The sequence below is a fragment of the Catellatospora methionotrophica genome (assembly GCF_011297335.1).
In the GTDB taxonomy this organism is placed as follows: domain Bacteria; phylum Actinomycetota; class Actinomycetes; order Mycobacteriales; family Micromonosporaceae; genus Catellatospora; species Catellatospora methionotrophica.
Window position 1 is genome coordinate 71278 of sequence record NZ_JAAOTJ010000016.1, and the last position, 18092, is coordinate 89369.

Below are 18092 nucleotides of genomic sequence, written 5' to 3' on the forward strand. Positions count from 1 at the left end.
TCCAGGGTAGCCCCGGTCAGCCCGCCGAGAGCTGATCCAGGCGCGTCAGGATGACTCCCTCACGGAGCGCCCAGGGGCAGATGCGCAGCTCATCGACGCCCAGCCAGCGCATTGCGGCCTCCGCCACAACCGCTCCGGCGAGCAGCTGATGAGCCCGGCTCGCGCTGACTCCGTCCAGTTCGGCCAAACCTGCCGACGGGATCCGCTGGATGAAGCCGCGCACCTGGTGCAGGCCCTGCAGGGTGAGCGCGCGCGGCGCCCACAGCCCGTCGCCGCTGGGCGCGGCGCCCGCCAGCCGGGCCAGCGACCGGAACGTCTTCGAGGTCGCCGCGGCGATCTCCCAGCCCTTCAGCCCGTCCAGCTCCCGGTGCATGAGCTGCTCGTCCACGTAGGACTGCAGCGCGGCCAGCTCGGGCGCGCCCGGCGGGTCGGCCTTGAGCCAGCGGCGGCTCAGCCGTCCCGCGCCCAGCGGCAGCGACACCGCCACCGTGGGCTCCTCGTCGATGCCCGCCGCGATCTCCAGGGAGCCGCCGCCGATGTCGAGCACCAGCAGGCGGCCCGCCGACCAGCCGAACCACCGGCGCACCGCGAGGAAGGTCATCCGGGCCTCGTCCTCGCCGGAGAGCACCCGCAGCTCGACACCGGTCTCCTCGTGAACCCGGCGCAGCACCTGGGCGGAGTTGGTGGCGTCGCGGACAGCCGAGGTCGCGAACGCCATCAGCTCCTCCGCGCCCTGCTGCTCGGCCGCGGCCTTGGCCTGCTCGCACGCCTTCACCAGCGCGTCGGACCCGGCGATGGTCAGCTCGCCCGCCTCACCGAGCTGCTCGGCCAGGCGCAGCCGCTCCTTCTGGGAGTGCGCGGGCCACGGATGCGCGCCGCGGTGCGCGTCGACGACCAGGAGATGAACTGTATTGGATCCGACATCGAGGACACCAAGCCGCATGCGCCTACGTTATCGGTGCCCGCCATCGCCGTAGGCTGGGATCGTGGAGCATGAGGGCGAGACCGCGCTGGACTTCCCGCGGGAGTGGATCGAGTTCGCCGACCCGGCGGATCCGGCCCACCTGATCCGCGCCGACCTGACCTGGCTGCTGTCGCGCTGGACCTGCGTGTTCGGCAGCGCCTGCCGGGGCATCATCGCCGGGCGCGAGGAGGAGGGCTGCTGCTCGCACGGCGCCTTCTTCACCGACGCCGACGACGTCAAACGGGTCAAGGCCGCGGTCAAACGGCTGGACAAGGACACCTGGCAGCACCACGTACGCGGCTTCGAGAAGTGGACCGAGCTCGACGAGCTGCACGACGAGAAACCGGCCCGGCGTACCGCGATCCAGCACGGCCCCGACGGCGAGGAGGGCCCCTGCGTCTTCCTCAACGACGCCGACTTCGCCGGTGGCGGAGGCTGCGCCCTGCACGCCCAGGCGCTGCGCGACGGCGTGCACCCGCTGACCTACAAGCCCGACGTGTGCTGGCAGCTGCCGATCCGCCGGGACCAGAACTGGGTCAAGCGCCCCGACGACACCAAGATCCTGGTATCGGTCATCGGCGAGTTCGACCGGCGCGGCTGGGGCGCGGGCGGCCACGAGCTGCACTGGTGGTGCACCTCGTCCCCGGACGCCCACGTCGGCGCGGAGCCGATGTACGTCAGCTACGCCCCCGAGCTCACCGCTCTGGTCGGCGAGCAGGCGTACACGAAACTGGCCGAGGTGTGCGCCGACCGGGACAAGCGCGGCCTGGTCGCCGAGCACCCCGCCACGGTCGAGGCGCGCCGCCGCACGCCGCTCAAACTCATTGCCCGCCCGGCTAACCTCGACTCATAGGACTTCGGAGGCACCCATGAGCGACGAGCAGCTACGCGGGCGGCAGGCCCCCGCCACGCCCGCGATCGACGACGAGGAGCGCCTGGCCGCGCTCGACGACGTCGACGAGATCGAGCCCGGCCCGGACGGCTTCGCCGCCGCCGTTGACGAGATCATGGGCGCGCACCAAGACCTGCTCGCCCGGCTCGCCCAGTGAGCGAGGTCTACGTCCCGACGTACGCCGACGTGCTGGCGATCGCCGGCCGGCTCGGGGTCGCCGTACGCGATCCGGGGCTGGTCGAGTCGGCGGTGGCCCGCCCGCGCAGCACCGTGTTCGGCGCGGACGCCTACCCGGACCTGTGGACCAAGGCGGCGGCGCTGCTCCAGTCGCTGACCCGCAACCACGCCTTCGTCGACGGCAACAAGCGCATCGGCTGGATCACCGCCACCGCCTTCCTCACCGTCAACGGCGCGGTGACCCGCCGCCGCCTCGCCGCCCTGGACCAGAACGCGGCCTACGACCTGGTCATCGCCGTCTGCACCGGCACCCTCACCGACATCGACGAGATCGCCGCCGCCCTCCGCGCCCTCTTCTGAGCCGCCACCGCGACGCGGTTTCGGGGAAACTGCGGTCACCGGTCGCCCGATAGCCGCGGTTTCCCCGAAACCGGCCTTACTACATCGGGCCGTCGACCGGCGGGAGTTCGCGCTGGGTGTAGCCGGGGGGGATGGTGGCCGTCAGCGGCTTCAGCGACTCAGAGGTGCGGGGCTGCCAGGTGAATTCCAGGCGGTTGCGGGCGTCACCGTCGGGGGTGTGCTTGACCGTCTCGCGGCGTACGGCGCGGTAGGTCTGGGCGTCGACCCACAGGTCGTCGGAGCCGTCCTCGAAGGTGAGGCGCAGGTGCAGAACGGCCTGGCCGTCCAGGTCCGCCGGACCGACCAGGGTGTAGCCGTCGCCGCGCTGGAGCGCCGCGCGCAGCTCGCCGGGGGTGCTGCCCGCCGGGCCGGGCGGCCGCTGGCCGTTGAGCGGGCGTTCGAGGAGCACGTAGCTCCGGTCGCCGTGGAAGACCTGCGTCATGGTGAGCTTGTCGTCGCGTACCAGCTGCCAGAGGTCCATCGTCACCGTGCCGCCAGGGGCCCGCAGCTCGGTGATGCGGGAGTCGCCGGTCTGCTGGTCGAACCACCACTCGCCGTGCTCGGTCCGGCCCTGGTGGTCCACCGTCGAGACGACGTGCTGCAGGTCGTCGGCGGCCAGCGCGGCGACGGCCCGTTCCTGCACCATCGCCACGGTCAGCAGCTCCGGCGCGGGCCGCGGGCCCGGCTCGACCGGCGCGACGGGTGTGCCGCCCAGCGCCGTCATCGCCACCGCGACGACCGCCGCCAGGGCGAACACCCCGGTGCCGGACGCCATGGCCGCGGTGCGCCGCCGGTTGCGCCGGGCCGCCCGGTCCAGCAGGTCCGCGCTCGGCTTCAGGTCGGCGGTGTGCTCGCGCATCCCGGCCGACAGCTCATCTTCCCAGTTCATGGTCATGCTCCGATCCGCAGTGGGGAGTCGTCGAGAGCCCAGGCGGCCGTGATCTCACGCAGCCGGGCCAGGCCGCGCGAGGCGCTGGATTTCACCGTGCCCACCGAGCAGCCCAGCACCGCGGCGGCCTCGGCTTCGCTGAGCTGCTCCCAGTAGCGCAGCACCAGCACCGCCCGCTGCCGTGGCGGCAACTGCGCCAGCGCCTGCACCAGCGCGTGACGCAGCGCGAACCGCTCCGACCCGTCCGGGTGGGCCGGTGGTTCGACGGTCGCGACGACCTCGCGCCGGCGCAGCCGCCGCCGCCAGCTGTCCACGGCCAGGTGGTACATGGTCCGGCGCAGGTAACCCTCCGGGTCGCCGTCGACCCGCCGCCAAGCCCGCATCAGGCGTTCCAGGGCGGCCTGGAGCAGGTCCTCCCCGGCGGCGCGACCGCCGCTGAGCAGGGTCGCCGTGGCCAGCAGGGCCGGGCCACGATCCGCGACCAGGTCCGCCAGCCCGGCGTACGCGTCTGGTGACCGCACAGGCTCTCCTCTCGTCGCCCACCAAGGACGACGCGGCCCGCGTGAAGGTTGACTCCCCCGCAAAAAAAGCTCCGCCCGTGGCACCGGGCGGAGCTGCTCAGATCAGCCGGTTCACGGCTCGAACTTGTACCCCAGGCCACGCACGGTGACCAGGTAACGCGGCGTCGACGGCTCCGGCTCGATCTTCGAGCGCAGCCGCTTCACGTGTACGTCCAGGGTCTTGGTGTCGCCGACGTAGTCCGCGCCCCACACCCGGTCGATCAGCTGGCCGCGGGTCAGCACCCGGCCCGCGTTGCGCAGCAGGAGCTCCAGCAGCTCGAACTCCTTCAGTGGCAGCTGCACCGGCGCGCCGTCGACGGTCACCACGTGCCGCTCCACGTCCATCCGCACCGGCCCGGCGGCCAGCGTGCCGCCCGTCACCTCGACCACGTCGGTGGTCTGCCGCCGCAGCACCGCCCGGATACGGGCGACCAGCTCGCGCGGGGAGTACGGCTTGGTCACGTAGTCGTCGGCCCCGATCTCCAGCCCGACCACCTTGTCGATCTCGCTGTCCCGCGCGGTGACCATGATGATCGGCACGTGCGAGCGCTGCCGCAGCTGTCGGCACACCTCGGTGCCGGACATCTCCGGCAGCATGAGGTCGAGCAGCACGATGTCCGCGCCGGTGCGGTCGAACTCGGTGAGCGCGGCGGTGCCGGTGGCCGCGACGGACACCTCGAAACCTTCCTTGCGCAGCATGTACGACAGCGCGTCCGAGAACGACTCCTCGTCCTCGACGACCAGTACGCGGGACATCACGCCCACCTTTCGCAGTTGCCAGTCAGCCGGTCTGTGCCGGTCGTGCGGGGTTCGCAGCCGCCGCGGGGGTCGCGTCCTCGGCTGCGAGGTCCACGGCGTCGGCCGTGTGGTTCACGTCTGCGGTGATCTGGTGCCGGGCTTTCTCCGCACCCGGCACCGGTGCCGCATCGATCTCAAAGGAGGCAGGTAGCGGAAGCATCGCCTCCGGGGGGCGGGCAGGTAACCGGAGGGTGAACGTCGAGCCTCCACCCAGGCGGCTGCGCACGTCGACGCGGCCCCCGTGGTTGGTCGCGATGTGCTTCACGATGGCCAGGCCCAGCCCCGTGCCGCCGGTCGCCCGCGAGCGCGCCTGATCGGCCCGGTAGAACCGCTCGAACACCCGGTCCAGGTCCCCCGGCCCGATGCCGATGCCCTGGTCGGACACGCTGATGTCGACCCGGTCACCCTCGGCCAGCGCGCTGACCACGACCGCCGAGTGCTCGTGCGAGTACGCCACCGCGTTCTCGACGAGGTTGCCCAGCGCGGTCGCGAACTGGTTGTCGTTGCCGTACACGGTCAGCCCGCGGGTGCCGACGACGACCAGCTCGATGTGCTTGGCGGCCGCGTTGGTGCGGGCCCGGTCCATCGCCTCGGCCACCACCCCGTCCACCATGACCGGCTCCGGGTCCGGCAGCCGCTCCGCACCCTGCAGCCGGGACAGCTCCAGCAGCTCCGACACCAGCCGCCCGAGCCGCGTACTCTCCCGCTTCATCCGCTCCGCGAACCGCCGGCTCGCCGCCACGTCTTCGGCCGCCTGGGCCGCCGCCGCCTCCGGGTCGGCCGGCTGCTCCGGCGCGGGCTCGGTGGCGTCCAGCAGCGCCTCCGACAGCAGCTGCAACGCGCCGATCGGCGTCTTCAGCTCGTGACTGACGTTCGCCACGAAGTCCCGCCGCACCCGCTCCACCCGGTGCGCGTCGGTGACGTCGGCCGCCTCCACGCACACCAGCCCGCCGCCCACCGCCACCGCGCGCAGGTGCACGCCCAGCGGCTGCGACTCGCCCAGCTCGCGGCCACGCGGCAGATCCAGCTCCACCTCGCGCGGCACGCCCGTGTGACGCACCTGACCCGCCAGCGTACGCAGGATCGGATGCGCCGCGATCGTGCCCGGCACCGCACTGGCCCGCAGCATGCCCATGGCCCGGGCCGCCCGGTTGGCCAGCACGACCTGATCGCCGCCGTCGAGCAGCACCACGCCCACCCGCAGCGCGTCGAGACTCTTGCGGCCCAGCCCGGCCAGCGGATCACCGGTCGCGGGCGCACCCAGCCCCGACGGCCCGAGCGTGTTCACGGCACTCGACGCACGCTGCCGTGCCAGGTAGCGGGACAGCAGCACACCGGCCGTCAGGCCCAGCACGATGCCGACGGCGATCGCCAGCGTGAGCGTGCCACCATCGAGGGGCGCTGCCAGTACCTTCACGTTGCGATCGTAGGTCAGATCGATCAGCCAACGTTCTCGTACAAATCATCTGTAAACTGGGCGTATACGGCATTGGTTGCACAGTGTTCACCGTCGCGCCCATTCCCGTTCACCGGCGTTCACCTTCCGGCCGCGCACGCCGCCTACCGTGAGGCAGACCCGACCCCCATCGTTACTGGAAGTGATCAATGCGCGAGGAGTTCCGTGCCGACCTGCTCGAGGTCGGCCGCCTGCTGGTCTCCATGGCCGAGGCGGTCCGCACCGCGATGAGCGCGGCCACCACCGCCCTGCTCAGCGCCGACAAGGAGGGCGCCGAGCGCGTCGTCGCCCGTGACGAGGAGATCAACGCCCTGTTCCGCGCGGTCGAGGAGAAGGTGCTCCGGCTGCTCGCGCAGCAGGCCCCCGTCGCCTCCGACCTGCGCATGGTGATCACCTCCCTGCACATCGGCACCGACCTGGAGCGCATGGGCGACCTCGCCGAACACGTCGCCAAGTCGGCCCTGCGCCGCCACCCGGCCGTCTGCGTACCCGCCGAGCTCACCGGGGTCTTCGGCCAGATGGCCAACATCGCCGACCGCATCGCCGGCAAGATCACGCTTGTACTCGCCTCCCGCGACATCGAACGCGCCGCCGAACTGGAGCGCGACGACGACGCCATGGACGAGCTCGAGAAGGCCCTCTTCGAGAAGCTCCTCAACACCGAGTGGACCCACGGCGTCGAAGCCGCCGTCGACGCCGCCCTGCTCGCCCGCTTCTACGAGCGCTACGCCGACCACGCCGTCAACGCCGGCCGCCACGTCATCTACCTCGTAACCGGCGAATCCTGACCTCCCCACCCGACCCACCCGCCCGCCCCGCCCCCGCGACCACGTGGCCCCGGGACGCACCGCCTGACGTAGACGCTGGCCTATCTCATCGAATTTGAGCGCCATTTTTTCGATGAGATAGGCCAGCGTTTATGCGATTCGCGAGCGGAAACGGCTCCGGTGGGCTGCTGCGGGTTAGACGCGGCGGTCAGGTGCATCGCGATCGGTGGGACATCATCTGGGCCACCTCGGCACGCACTGCGTCGGGCTCGCGCAGCAGACGGGCGCCGGTGAATCGCACAACAGTGAACCCCATCGCGGTCAGCGCCGCGTCGCGCCGGAGGTCACGTTCACGGTCGCGGAGCGAGGAATGGTAAGCCGTTCCGTCCAGCTCGATGTTGAGTCCTGACTCGTCATCGAGGATGTCCAGGTAGACAGCACGTCCCCCCAACATGACCTGCACCTGCCTGCGCAGTCGCGAGAACGCCCGACCATGGAACACCCGGTCGTATCCCCACAGCTCCAGGGGACTGTGACAACCAGCGGCCAACCGTTCCAGCAGTTGCGCCAGGTGGCGACGGCCGGCCAGGCGGGGCGTTCGTTGCAGTTCTTCGGCCAAGCGTTCAGGCGTTGTCATCCGGCTTGAGACTGCGGTGATCGCCGGAGCACGCCTGGCGTCACCGTGAAGCAGCGGCCAGCTGTCCACGATCGCCGCCTCCAATCGAACGACGGGAAGCCCGGCCCGCGTGACGACGCACGGCGGTTCGACGGTGAAGTCCTCACGGCGATGGACCTTGACGCCGAGTGCGCCGCGCAGATGACGAGAGTCGCCGGTGAGCAGATGAATCCACGAGTCGTCCGGCACCGGCAGCCCCCACACCCGCAGGGCGGACAGGTGACTCACCGCCACGGGCGGCCCGGCGTACACGAGCGCTGCCCTCAGCACTACTTCCCAGTCGTCCAGTGCTTCAGGCAGCAGGAACGTTCGCGGCAGGGGTCGCGTCACGTGGCCCGCCTGCACCGCATACGCGAGAACGTGCTCATGGAGAGCGCCGGTGAGGGCGGCCCGCGTGGACAGACCCGCTCCTGCGCGCATCAGTTCGTTTAGTTCGGGGCGCATTCCGGCAGCGTCGGCGCTCGACGATGTCCGGTCCACCAGTCGCCGGTGATCTGTGGACGACACGCGCGTTATCCACAGGGCCGCCATCGCCATTCCATAGACGCTGGCCTATCTCATCGAAAAAGTGGCCCTCGAATTCGATGAGATAGGCCAGCGTCTATACAAAGCGTGGCGAGGCGAGGCGAGGAAGGCGGGGCGGGAACGGAGCGCGCCGCCCCGTGTGGCGGGGCGGCGCGTGTGGTTCGGGTGGTGCGGCGGCTACTTGAGGGTGGCGCCTGTCAGGCCGCTCTGGACCTGGCGGTGGAAAATGAGGTAGACGGCGAGGATGGGGAGCATGGCCAGGGTCATGCCCGCGAACAGCCGCGCGAAGTCCGTCTCATATCGCGCGTTCGTGGCCAGTTCCAGGAGCCCCTGCGTCAGCAGCCGCTTGTCCTCGTCCTTCATGATCACCGTGGGCAGGATGAACTGGTTCCACTGCCCGATCACGTTGAAGATCCCGATCCCGATCAACCCGGGCTTCGCCATCGGCATCATCACCTGGAAGAACAACCGCACATGCCCGGCCCCGTCCACCGACGCCGCCTCCGCGATCGAGCTCGGCAGCGTACGGAAGAACGCGTGCAGGAAGAACACCGTGAACGGCAGCGAGTACGCCACATACACCAGGATCAGCCCGAGGTGCGTGCTCAACCCGATGACCTCACCCAGCCCCAGCGCGTTGGCCACGTTGTCGACCGTCAGGTACAGCGGCAGGATTCCCAGGTAGATCGGCATCGTCAGCCCCGCGACGAACATCCAGTACACGGCCCGGTTACCCCGGAACGGATACCGCGCGAGCACGTACGCCGCCATCGAGCCGAGCAGCATCGTCAGCCCGACGCCGCCGATGAGCACGAGCACGGTGTTGAAGAAGAACTCGCCGATGTGCCCCTTGGTCCAGGCGCGCCCGAAGGCGCCCCAGAGCCACTGGTCGGGCAGTCCCAGCGGGTCGTTGATGATCTCGGTGTCGGTCTTGAACGACTGGATGACGGCCCAGATCAGCGGGATGGTGACCAGGGCGCCCCAGATGAACAGGAAGCCGTGCGAGAAGACGTTGAAGACGCGGCCGGTGTCGCCGGTGTCCTTGGCCGCGGGCTTGGCGGGCGCCGGGGCCGGGGTGGGCTCGGGCGTCGTGGGCGCGTCGGTGGTCGCGAGGTGAGACATCGTGTTGCCCCTCAGAACTCGAGCTTGTCGCGGCTGCGCGTGATCCGCAGCTGGGCCGCGGCGAACAGGAGCGTCAGGATGGCGATGGAGACGCCCATGGCGCAGGCGAACGCGAAGGAGTCGAACCGGGCGGGCCGGAACGCGTTCGACATCATGTAGGAGCTCATCACCTGGCTGGCGTCGTTGGGACCGCCGCCGCCGGGGCCGGGGGTCATGCCGACGACCAGGGCGTAGAAGTCGAGTGCGGCGATGCCGAGGTAGACCCAGGCGACGGAGACGTGCTCGCGCAGCAGCGGCAGGGTGACCCGGAAGAACGTCTGTACGCGGGTGGCGCCGTCGAGCGTCGCGGCTTCGAAGATGTCCTTGGGGATCGACTGCATCGCGGCCGAGAAGAGGATGAGGTAGAAGCCGACGCCGCCCCAGATCGCGATGAGGATCAGGCAGACCAGGACGACGGGCGCCTCGAAGACGAAGTTCCCGATGTGGATCGGCGGGAAGACGGAGTCGGACTCGGCGAGGAACAGCAGCGGCTTGTCCTTGTCGACCAGGCCGAGCTTCATCAGCAGCGAGTTGATCATACCGCCGTCGTTGCTCTGGAACACCCGGCGCCAGATGACGGCGACGATGGCGATCGAGAGCACCTGCGGGAAGAAGAAGATGAACTTGTACACCGACGAGCCGCGCACGCCGCGTACGCCGGCCTTGTCGCCGCGCCCGCCGACGTTGAGCATGAACGCGAAGAACAGCGCGAGCAGGATGGTGACGACCGGGTAGACCGTCAGCACCACGACGTTGTGGCCGAGCGCCCGCAGGAACACGTCGTCGGAGAACAGCTCCACGTAGTTGCCGAAGCCGACATACGAGTAGTCCGGGCTGAAGCCGGAGAAGTCGGTGACGGAGTAGTACGCCGTCTGGCCGTACGGGTAGAGGACGTACACCGCGTACAGCACTATGGGGGCGACGAGGAACCCAAAGATGAAGCGGGCTCTGCCGAACGACATGGTCGGAAGTCCTTTGCTGGCCACAACTGGGGGGTGGGGCGGGGCCGATCGAACCGGCCCCGCCCGTGCGCGATCAGGAAGCCTTCTGCTTCACGATCTTGTCGTCCTTGGCCACCTCGTCGGCGGCCTTCTGCACGGCGGCCTGGAACGCGGCGGCGCTGCTCTTGCCGGCGGCCAGGTCGGTCGCGGCCGCGAAGACCGCGTTCTGCAGCGGGACGTACCAGCCGGCGTAGCGCCAGTTGATGACCTCCGGAGCCGCAGCGGCGACCTTGGAGGCCGACGACAGGGCGCTGGAGATGGTGAGGCCGTCGGCCGCACCCTTCACCACGGGCAGCGACTTGGTGAGCTCGGCGAACTTGCGGGCCTGCTCCTTGCCGAGCATCATGCGCAGGAACTCCTGGCCACCGGCCGGGTTCTTGGCCTTGGTGGGGACGACGAAGCCCTCACCGGGAGCCGCGTGCACGGTGCCGTACTTGGTCTTGTCCGAGGAGGACAGGTCCCACGGCGGGGCGACGGCCAGCTTGACCGACGCGGGCAGCGTCTTGGCCATCTCGCCCTCGAGCCAGGAGCCGCACCAGATGAACAGCGCCTTGCCGTCGAGCACGGCCTGCTGGGTGGTGGTGTGGTCCAGGCCGGACGCGCCCGCCTGGATCCAGCCCTTGCTGGCCATCTCCGCGATGCGCTCGGCGGCGACCTTGACCGCGTCCTGCTTCCACGCGTCGGGCTCCAGGTTGTCGATCTTGAGGATCGCCTCCTTGCCGCCGACCTTGTAGATCCACTCCGTGATCACGTTGTGGATGTACCAGGGGTGGATGCCCTGGAAGGTGTACGCGGCGATGCCCTTCTTCTTGGCAGCCTCCGCCAGGGTGGCGAACTCGTCCCAGTTCTTGGGGACGGTGAAGCCCTCCTTCTGGAAGAGCGCCTCGTCGTACCAGTGGCCGTAGATGGAGTACGCGTAGTTCAGCGTGTACATCTTGCCGTTGAACGTGCCCTCCTCCACGACGCCGGCGACGAGGGTGTCGCGCACCTTGACCTTGGGGTCGTCGTAGCTCGGCGCGTCCAGCAGCGCGGTCAGGTCGACCAGCTGGCCACCCTGCACGACCGGGCCGACCGGGATGGTCTCCGGCGACGAGTTGTTCAGCACGTCCGGCGGGTTGCCGCCGTAGAAGCGCGGCTGGTAGTCGGTGAGGATGGTCTTGGAGAACTTCAGGTCGACCTTGCTACCCGGCCACTTGGCCTCGTAGGCGGCCACGTCGAACTTGGCGTAGTCCTCGCCGAAGCCGCCGTTGAAGAACACGGTCTCCAGCGGCTGCTTGTCACCGACGCCGAACGGGTTGGCCTCGGTCTTCTCGCCGGTGGTGCCACCGTTGCCGTCCTCGCTGGCGCAAGCCGCCAGGGCACTGAAGGCGGGGGCGGCAAGCAGGCCGACGGCAGCGGCCCGGCGCAACACGGTGCGGCGGTTCAGCTCCGACGGGCTGTCGGGGGTTACGGTCATGACAATCTCCTCGTACGAGATATCGCGGCGCGTCGGGCCCATCCGGCGCGTCGCTGCACTTCGATCTGGTGTTGCGCTTCCCCGGGGAGACCGGGAAACGTCACGCCGCGGGACGTGACCAGATACCGCAGCGGTGCGTCGCTTGACGTCGCCGCGTCTACCGGCACGAATGCGCCGGAGTCTGTGGAACGGCCGAGGGCCGTCAGGGTGGACATCACTCACACCACCTCCCGGAGGCGGTGGCCGGCGACCGCCTGGGCGGTGCGCTGGAACGCCGCGTGCGCACGCTCGTGGGTGCGCTGCGCGACGGCGATGTACAGCAGGTCGAGCACGACGAGCTGCGGGTGGCGGGCCGACAGCGAGTCCGGCCGGAACGTGGTGGCCTGCGTCGCCGTGGTCAGCACGACATCGGCGACGTCGGCCAGCGGCGAGCGCGGGAAGCTGGTGAGCGCGACCGTGGTCGCGCCGCGGCTGCCGGCCTCGGCGACCATCTCGATGGTCTCCCGCGTCTGGCCGGAGTGCGAGATGCCGAGCGCGACGTCCCCGGCGCTGAGCAGGGCGGCGCTGGCCAGTCCGTTGTGCACGTCGGGCCAGGACCAGGCGGCGATCCCGATGCGGTGCAGCGAGAACTGCATCTCCGCACCGACCAGCGCCGACCCGGAGGCTCCGTAGATGTCGACGCGCTCGGCCCCGGCGATGGCGTCGGCGGCGCGCTCGACCTCGACCAGGTCGGTCATCGCGGCGGTGTCCTGCATGGCCCGGGTGTCGGCGGCCATGATCTGGCCGAGTACGCGCTCCAGCGGGTCGCCCGGCTCGATGGCCCGGCCGATGTCGACGGCCCAGCCCGCCGAGCGCGCGGCGCGACCGGTCTCGCCCGCGATGGCGAGCCGCAGGTCGGCGTATCCCTCGAAGCCGACCGCCCGGCAGAACCGGGTGATCGTGGCGGGCGAGGTGTGCGAGCGCTCGGCGAGTTCCACGATGGTCGCTCGGGAGGCTCCGGCCGGATCGGTCAGCACCTGCTCGGCGACGCGCCGCAAGGCGCCCGTGAACTCCGGGAGTTTGGCACGCAAACGGGCGAGCACGCTGTCCGTGCCTGCCGTCGGGTACGCGCCTCGTTCCACGTTCGTCAACCTCTTTTAGGAAGGAGTGTTAACTGTATGTGGAAAGAATTCTTACTTAATTTGGCGCTGTGTCAACAGTCACGTCGGCCGTTTTCAAACCGTTACCTTGTGACATCCTTCGATGGGTGGAGGTGCCCATCGGCCATTCGGTGGAGTGAATGTCACCCGGTTATCAGGGCGTTGCGGCTCAGCCGCATGGCACATCGCGATCCCTGGCGGATCAGGCGAAAGCGGGCTCGTCCGTCGCTTGTGGGGTCATTTCCACGGCGCGGATCGATGCGGCGCGCGCCTCGCGGCGGCGGGCCGTCCACAGGTGCCCCGCCGCGCCGAGCAGACCCAGCGCACCGCACGCGAGCCAGTGCCACGGACCCAGGTGCTGGAGGCTCCAGCCGCCCACCGACGGCGCGACGAAACCCGCCGCCGGGAACACGAGGAAGAAGACACCCTGGTAGCGACCGCGCAGCGCGGTCGGGGCCAGCTCAGCGATGATCGAGGCGTTCGGCGGCGCGGCCAGCATCTGACCGACCGTCCACACCGAGGCGGCGGCCACATACACCCAGAGCCGGTCGGCCAGGAAGACGGTGCTGTAACCGACCGCGAGCAGCGAGAACGCCGCCGCCAGCACGACCGCGTGCCGTCGTGCCCCGATCAGCTTCGGCACGAACAGCTGCCCGACCACGATCATCGCCCCGCCCAGCGAGACGACCAGCCCGTACGCGGACGGCCGCAGCCCGTCGCCCTCCATCGCCAGTTGCAGGATCGACTGCCCCTGCACGGTTAGCAGCGCGAGCACGAACGTCAGGCCGACGAACGTCAGGAACACCCGGTCCCGCAGCACGACGGCGAGCCCGACCTGATCGGCGGAACGGTCCGCGGTCCGGTTGATCGGCAGCCGTCGCCAGATAGACGCTGGCCGATCACGTCGATTCTGGCTGCCCGATTCTCGATGTGATAGGCCAGCGTCTATGCCAGGAGGGGCGGCAGGCCCGGTGCCCGAGCCCGCCGCCGGGGCAGTGGGCGCCGCCGGGGCGGTGGTCGATGCGCCGACCGGGCTGGTCGCGGTGCGCTGGCGCCGGAGGGTCTCCGGCACCAGTCGCCACACCAGCAGCGCGGTCACGGCCGTCATACCCGCGTCGATCAGGAACAGGGCGAGGAAGCTGAACTCCGCGATCACCCCGGCCAGCGCGGCGGCGATCGCGCTGCCCATGTTGAACGCCCAGAACTGCAGGTTGAAGGCGCGCGAGCGGTCGGCCTCGGGCAGCACGTCGACGATGGCGGCGACCACGGCCGGGCCGGGCAGCGAGTGCGCCAGCCCGACGGCGGCGGCCAGCGTCGCGATGAGCCAGATCGGCCGGGCCAGCCCGAGCCCGACCATCAGCAGCGCCGCCACGCTCGTGCCCGCGAGGTACGTCGCCTTGCGCCCCCACCGGTCGGCCAGCACCCCGCCGAGCAGCGTGCCGCCCGCGCCACCGGCCCCGTAAGCCCCGACGACCAGCCCGGCGACGGCGACCGACGCGCCGCGGGCCGTGGTCAGGTAGATCGGCAGCAGCAGCATGCCGAACGCGCCGACCCGGTTGACCAGCATCGCCGAGAAGAGCATCCAGAAGGTACGCGGCAGCCCGGCCACCGACTCACGAACGAACCGCATACCCGCCCTCACGCAGCCTGTAGTGCCTCGGCCCGGCGCTCGCGGGCCGGGCCCGACCAGAGCTGCCCGGCCGCCGCGACGATAGCGATCACGCCGCAGCCCAGCCACAGCGCCTCGTCCCCGAGGTGCTGCTGCACGTAGCCGCCCAGCACCGGAGCGGCGAATCCGGCCACCGACCAGGACAGCGACATCACTCCCTGGTAACGACCGCGCATGGCGGCCGGGGACAGCGCGGCGGTCAGCGTCGAGTTCGACGGCGAGTTGAGCATCTCGCCGACCGTCCAGATCAGCACGGTCAGCGCGTAGAACGCGGCCGAGTCGGCGAACGCGGTCAGCCCGAACCCGAGCCCGATGATCACCGCCGCGACGGCGAGCACCCGCGAACGGTCGTACGCCCTGATCAGTTTGGGGATGAACAGCTGCCCGGCCACGATGAGCACCCCGTTGAGGGCGATGACCAGGCCGTACTGCTGCGCGGGGATGCCGTCGCCGGTCATCGCGATGGGCAGCGTGGACAGGTGCTGCATGAACACGAACGAGATCAGCAGGTTGACCGCGACGAAGCCGAGGAACACCCGGTCGCGCAGCACCACGCCGATGCCCGCCCGCTCGACCGGCGCGTGCGGCGCGGCGGCGGGCCGCTCCCGGTGCGGTTCGCGCACCTTGAGCAGGATGAACAGGAACGGCGCCAGTGCTGTTCCAGCGTTGATCAGGAAGATCAGCTTCGGGTCGGCCGCAGCGGCCAGGCCCGCCAGCGTCGCGGCCACGGCGAAGCCGACGTTGACGGCCCAGTAGTTGAGCGTGAATGCGCGCAGCCGGTCCTTCGCGGGCACCACGTCGACCATCAGCGCCTGGAAGGCCGGGCGTGACGCCTCTCCGACCAGGCCGAACAGGAAGGCGAGCGGTGCGATCGCCCAGAAGCCCTGCGCGAAGGCCAGAGCCACCAGCAGCACGACCGCACCCAGGTGGGCGACCAGCAGCGTGATCCGCCGCCCCACCCGGTCCGCGGTCACGCCGCCGATCAGGGTGCCGATCGCCCCACCCGCCGCCCACAGACCGAGCACCAGGCCGGACCGCGACGGCGAGAAGCCCTGCACGGTCGTCAGGTAGATGGTCAGGTAGACGATGACGAAGCCGCCGGCCCGGTTGATCAGCGAACCGGTCCACAGGTACCAGTAGGTCGCGGGCAGCCCGCCCACGGTCTCGGCGAACCAGCGCCGCACCCCGCCCGGACCGGCGGGTGTCGTCTCACGCGGCGACGGGGGCAAGGTCGGCTCCTTCCACGGTCGGCTTCGGCTCGGTCAGGGCGCGGGCGCGGCGCTCGCGGACCGGGCCGCTGAGCAGCTGACCGGTCGCGACGGCGACGCCCAGCAGCGCCAGCACCAGCCACAGCGTCATCGGCGGCGCGTGGTCGAGCAGCATGCCGCCGAACACCGGCGCGAAGAAGTTGGCCGCGGTGAAGCCCATCGAGGCGACGCCCTGGTAGCGGCCGCGCATCGCGGGCTGCGACAGGTCCGCGATCAGGGTGCCGTTGACGGGGGCGTTGAGCATCTCGCCCGCCGTCCAGACCACCACGGTCAGCATCAGCGCCGGAACGGTGCCCGCGATGGCGGTCGCGCCCATGCCCAGGCCGACCAGCAGCGCCGACAGCGCCAGCACCCGGCTGCGGTTGCGCCCGGCCAGCAGCTTCGGCACGAACAGCTGGAACGCCACGATCATGATGCCGTTGACCGCGATCACGGTGCCGTAGTCGGCGGCGTCGAGGCCGCGCTGGTGCATCGCGATCGGGATCAGCTTGCAGGACTCGATGATGATCCACAGACCGAGGTTGAGCAGCACGAACGTCATGAACACCCGGTCGCGCAGCACGATGAGGATGCTTCCCTCGACCGGTGCGCGGTGCGGCACGGCCACGCCGGGCACCGCCGCCCGGACCGGCCGGGTCTCCGGCACCCGCCAGAACACGATCGCCGCCATGGTCAGCTGGGCCGCCGCGTTGAGCAGGAACACCGTCAGGTGCGGGGTGCGCGACAGCACGCCCGCCAGCACCGCCGCGAACGAGAAGCCCAGGTTGATGGCCCAGTAGTTGAGGTTCATGCCGCGCATGCGCTTGGTCGGGCCGAGCACGTCGACCATGGTCGCGGAGAAGGCGGGGCGGCCCAGTCCGTTCCAGAAGCCGTACACCGCGGCCAGCAGCGCGACCGCGACCGGCTGGAACACGAAGCCGAGCACCACCGCGGTCGCGGCGAGCGCGAGGTTGGACACCAGCAGCGTGGAGCGCCGCCCCCAGCGGTCCGCGAGCACGCCCCCGGCCAGCGAGCCCAGCGCCATGCCGCCGCCGAACAGGCCGAGCACGAGCCCGGCGAAGGTGGCGGAGAAGCCGTACTCGACCACCATGTGGATCTCGAGGTACAGCATCACGAACGCGCCGGTGCGGTTGATCAGTGTGCCGGTCCACAGGTACCAGAAGATCTTCGGCAGTCCGCCCGTCGTCTGCGTCAACCAGCCCCGCACACCGCACTCCTGTAATGATTGCAACCCCGTCTAACGCCTTACAACCTAGGCCGCCGGTACGACGGAAGTCACCCCGAATTTCACGTGGTGGTCGTCACTGCACCGCGTCGACGGCTCGGCGCCCGCTCCGCTGCGCTGCGCAGTCGTTCGCCGTTAGGGGACTGGTCACAAGGCCTTGACGGTCATCGGGAAAGATGGGCGGCATGGTTGGAACACTGGTGCTGCTGCGGCACGGCTACAGCGAATGGAACGCCAAGAACCTCTTCACCGGCTGGGTCGACGTCGACCTGAACGCCCAGGGCGAGGCGGAGGCGCGCCGCGGCGGCGAACTGCTCAAGGAAACCGGACTGCTGCCCGACGTGGTGCACACCAGCGTGCTGCGGCGCGCCATCCGGACCTCCGAGATCGCGCTCAACACGGCAGACCGGTCCTGGATCCCCGTGTCGCGCAGCTGGCGGCTCAACGAGCGCCACTACGGCGCACTGCAGGGCAAGGACAAGAAGCAGACCCTCGACACGTACGGCGAGGAGCAGTTCATGCTCTGGCGCCGCTCGTACGACACCCCGCCGCCGCCGATCGCCGACGACGACGAGTTCTCGCAGGTGGCCGACGCCCGCTACGCGCTGCTGCCGGACGAGCTGAAGCCGCGCACGGAGTGCCTCAAGGACGTCGTCGGCCGGATGCTGCCGTACTGGTACGACGTGATCGTCCCGGACCTGCGCGCGGGTAGGACGGTGCTCGTGGTCGCCCACGGCAACTCGCTGCGCGCCCTGGTCAAGCACCTCGACGGGATCTCCGACGAGGCCATCGCCGCCCTCAACATCCCGACGGGCATCCCCCTGCGCTACGACCTCGACGAGAACCTCCGCCCGATCACCAAGGGCGGCACCTACCTCGACCCGGCCGCCGCCGCCGAAGCCGCCGCCGCCGTCGCCAACCAGGGCCGCTAACCACCAACCCAACCCAGCCCCGGCCCCGCCCGACGTCGGCCCCGGCCCCGGCCCGCCCTCATCCTGCGACAACTCTTAAAGAGTTGCGCCCTCAGGACATGACTGAAGGCGCAACTCTTTAAGAGTTGCGCCAGTGGT

Annotated in this window: 17 protein-coding genes and 1 pseudogene; 5 read left to right on the top strand and 13 right to left on the bottom strand. The window is 70.2% G+C overall.

From position 1 onward, the window contains the following. Positions 1–16: 16 nt before the first annotated feature. Complete coding sequence (locus HAV40_RS28360) at positions 17–943, bottom strand: Ppx/GppA phosphatase family protein (RefSeq protein WP_166386567.1); 927 nt, start codon at positions 941–943, stop codon at positions 17–19. A 43-nt stretch (positions 944–986) separates the two neighbouring features. On the opposite strand from HAV40_RS28360, the gene HAV40_RS28365 reads away from it, so the two are divergent. Genes HAV40_RS28365 through HAV40_RS28375 form a run of 3 tightly spaced genes read left to right on the top strand, consistent with a single transcriptional unit; the run spans position 987 to position 2393 of the window. Beyond that, positions 987–1817: a DUF3109 family protein gene (locus HAV40_RS28365; protein WP_166386569.1), complete on the top strand. Its 831-nt coding sequence runs from the start codon at positions 987–989 to the stop codon at positions 1815–1817. 16 nt (positions 1818–1833) lie between these two features. After that, the gene (locus tag HAV40_RS28370; protein WP_166386571.1) at positions 1834–2013 is read left to right on the top strand and encodes a hypothetical protein; all 180 of its coding nucleotides are present in this window, start codon (positions 1834–1836) and stop codon (positions 2011–2013) included. Next, positions 2010–2393: a type II toxin-antitoxin system death-on-curing family toxin gene (locus HAV40_RS28375; protein ID WP_166386573.1), complete on the top strand. Its 384-nt coding sequence runs from the start codon at positions 2010–2012 to the stop codon at positions 2391–2393. Before HAV40_RS28370 ends, HAV40_RS28375 begins: the two co-directional genes overlap by 4 nt. A 79-nt stretch (positions 2394–2472) precedes the next feature. On the opposite strand, the gene HAV40_RS28380 is transcribed toward HAV40_RS28375, so the two are convergent. From HAV40_RS28380 to HAV40_RS28395, 4 genes and pseudogenes are all read right to left on the bottom strand, one after another. After that, entirely contained in the window at positions 2473–3321 is an 849-nt protein-coding gene (locus HAV40_RS28380; protein ID WP_166386575.1) for a hypothetical protein, read from the bottom strand. 2 nt (positions 3322–3323) lie between these two features. Beyond that, a complete protein-coding gene (locus tag HAV40_RS28385) occupies positions 3324–3842 on the bottom strand; it encodes a SigE family RNA polymerase sigma factor (RefSeq protein WP_239086897.1) in 519 nt (172 codons plus the stop codon). A 111-nt stretch (positions 3843–3953) separates the two neighbouring features. Beyond that, positions 3954–4637 (bottom strand): response regulator transcription factor, encoded by a 684-nt coding sequence (locus HAV40_RS28390; protein WP_166386577.1) that lies wholly within the window; start codon positions 4635–4637, stop codon positions 3954–3956. A gap of 160 nt (positions 4638–4797) precedes the next feature. Continuing rightward, positions 4798–6048, bottom strand: a pseudogene (locus HAV40_RS28395) (sensor histidine kinase); the annotation flags it as partial. 236 nt (positions 6049–6284) lie between these two features. On the opposite strand from HAV40_RS28395, the gene phoU reads away from it, so the two are divergent. Further along, positions 6285–6923, top strand: coding sequence for a phosphate signaling complex protein PhoU (gene phoU, locus HAV40_RS28400; RefSeq protein ID WP_144121645.1), 639 nt, complete (start codon positions 6285–6287; stop codon positions 6921–6923). Between the two features lie 187 nt (positions 6924–7110). On the opposite strand, the gene HAV40_RS28405 is transcribed toward phoU, so the two are convergent. The 8 genes from HAV40_RS28405 to HAV40_RS28440 all read right to left on the bottom strand — a co-directional run bounded on the left by HAV40_RS28405 (position 7111) and on the right by HAV40_RS28440 (position 17004). Continuing rightward, on the bottom strand, positions 7111–8109 hold the full coding sequence (locus tag HAV40_RS28405) for a DUF559 domain-containing protein (RefSeq protein WP_166386579.1): 999 nt from the start codon (positions 8107–8109) through the stop codon (positions 7111–7113). 171 nt (positions 8110–8280) lie between these two features. Further along, complete coding sequence (locus HAV40_RS28410) at positions 8281–9225, bottom strand: carbohydrate ABC transporter permease (protein ID WP_166386581.1); 945 nt, start codon at positions 9223–9225, stop codon at positions 8281–8283. Between the two features lie 11 nt (positions 9226–9236). Continuing rightward, positions 9237–10226, bottom strand: a complete 990-nt coding sequence (locus HAV40_RS28415) for a carbohydrate ABC transporter permease (RefSeq protein WP_166386583.1) — start codon at positions 10224–10226, stop codon at positions 9237–9239. A gap of 73 nt (positions 10227–10299) precedes the next feature. Next, positions 10300–11721 carry an N-acetylglucosamine/diacetylchitobiose ABC transporter substrate-binding protein gene (gene ngcE, locus HAV40_RS28420; RefSeq protein ID WP_166386585.1) on the bottom strand — a complete coding sequence of 474 codons (1422 nt, stop codon included), beginning with the start codon at positions 11719–11721 and terminating at the stop codon, positions 10300–10302. A gap of 218 nt (positions 11722–11939) precedes the next feature. After that, complete coding sequence (locus tag HAV40_RS28425; protein WP_166386587.1) at positions 11940–12842, bottom strand: MurR/RpiR family transcriptional regulator; 903 nt, start codon at positions 12840–12842, stop codon at positions 11940–11942. Positions 12843–13062: 220 nt separating this feature from the next. Beyond that, the gene (locus tag HAV40_RS28430; protein ID WP_166386589.1) at positions 13063–14490 is read right to left on the bottom strand and encodes an MFS transporter; all 1428 of its coding nucleotides are present in this window, start codon (positions 14488–14490) and stop codon (positions 13063–13065) included. 8 nt (positions 14491–14498) lie between these two features. Then, positions 14499–15713, bottom strand: coding sequence for an MDR family MFS transporter (locus tag HAV40_RS28435; RefSeq protein WP_166386723.1), 1215 nt, complete (start codon positions 15711–15713; stop codon positions 14499–14501). 25 nt (positions 15714–15738) lie between these two features. Continuing rightward, positions 15739–17004 (bottom strand): MDR family MFS transporter, encoded by a 1266-nt coding sequence (locus HAV40_RS28440; protein WP_166386591.1) that lies wholly within the window; start codon positions 17002–17004, stop codon positions 15739–15741. A 194-nt stretch (positions 17005–17198) separates the two neighbouring features. On the opposite strand from HAV40_RS28440, the gene HAV40_RS28445 reads away from it, so the two are divergent. Continuing rightward, on the top strand, positions 17199–17954 hold the full coding sequence (locus HAV40_RS28445) for a phosphoglyceromutase (protein ID WP_166386593.1): 756 nt from the start codon (positions 17199–17201) through the stop codon (positions 17952–17954). The last annotated feature ends 138 nt before the right edge of the window (positions 17955–18092 follow it).

What these genes read in the sequence shown, in the direction of transcription:
- HAV40_RS28405 (WP_166386579.1), bottom strand. Translation starts at nt 8,109, where the DNA reads ATGGCGGCCCTGTGGATAACGCGCGTGTCGTCCACAGATCACCGGCGA.
- HAV40_RS28415 (WP_166386583.1), bottom strand. Translation starts at nt 10,226, where the DNA reads ATGTCGTTCGGCAGAGCCCGCTTCATCTTTGGGTTCCTCGTCGCCCCC.
- HAV40_RS28370 (WP_166386571.1), top strand. Translation starts at nt 1,834, where the DNA reads ATGAGCGACGAGCAGCTACGCGGGCGGCAGGCCCCCGCCACGCCCGCG.
- HAV40_RS28360 (WP_166386567.1), bottom strand. Translation starts at nt 943, where the DNA reads ATGCGGCTTGGTGTCCTCGATGTCGGATCCAATACAGTTCATCTCCTG.
- HAV40_RS28380 (WP_166386575.1), bottom strand. Translation starts at nt 3,321, where the DNA reads ATGAACTGGGAAGATGAGCTGTCGGCCGGGATGCGCGAGCACACCGCC.
- phoU (WP_144121645.1), top strand. Translation starts at nt 6,285, where the DNA reads ATGCGCGAGGAGTTCCGTGCCGACCTGCTCGAGGTCGGCCGCCTGCTG.
- ngcE (WP_166386585.1), bottom strand. Translation starts at nt 11,721, where the DNA reads ATGACCGTAACCCCCGACAGCCCGTCGGAGCTGAACCGCCGCACCGTG.
- HAV40_RS28390 (WP_166386577.1), bottom strand. Translation starts at nt 4,637, where the DNA reads ATGTCCCGCGTACTGGTCGTCGAGGACGAGGAGTCGTTCTCGGACGCG.
- HAV40_RS28445 (WP_166386593.1), top strand. Translation starts at nt 17,199, where the DNA reads ATGGGCGGCATGGTTGGAACACTGGTGCTGCTGCGGCACGGCTACAGC.
- HAV40_RS28430 (WP_166386589.1), bottom strand. Translation starts at nt 14,490, where the DNA reads ATGCGGTTCGTTCGTGAGTCGGTGGCCGGGCTGCCGCGTACCTTCTGG.
- HAV40_RS28410 (WP_166386581.1), bottom strand. Translation starts at nt 9,225, where the DNA reads ATGTCTCACCTCGCGACCACCGACGCGCCCACGACGCCCGAGCCCACC.